Consider the following 418-nt stretch of genomic DNA (forward strand, 5'->3'; position numbering starts at 1 on the left):
CCGCCAGTGATGTCAACTGTAATTGTTGCACCTGGAGCTGCAGAACAGTCAAGTTCTTTGCTGATGCTGATCGTTGCGCCCAACTGTGGATAAACCATAATTGGAGTTGCAGAAGCTGGACAGTTGTTGGCATCTTTTACCCAAACTGTATAAGGTGTAGCCGATGCCGGTACATTAAATACATTGTTTGATGTGAAAGCTCCTCCAACACCGTTGATTCCGTAAACTAAAGCTCCTTTTCCGCCTGTTCCTGTAGCCGTAATAGTAAATCCGCTTCCTGAAGCTGTACACTGGTTGCTTAAAACCGCTGTAACTGAAGGTGTCGGATCTGTTGATAACGTAACTGCTACTGAATCAGTACAGCCGTTAGCATCCATTACATACACAACCCAGTTCATATCAGCGCCGCTGTTAGTGT

Annotated in this window: 1 protein-coding gene; it reads right to left on the reverse strand. The window is 45.5% G+C overall.

What is annotated here, in order from left to right; all coding sequences use genetic code 11:
* Window positions 1-418 (reverse strand): hypothetical protein (locus GKZ88_RS22410; RefSeq protein WP_196216512.1); only part of this gene is annotated, 418 nt, incomplete at both ends.

Origin of the sequence: Flavobacterium sp. LC2016-01 (assembly GCF_009711135.1) — a bacterium.
Taxonomy (GTDB): Bacteria; Bacteroidota; Bacteroidia; order Flavobacteriales; family Flavobacteriaceae; genus Flavobacterium.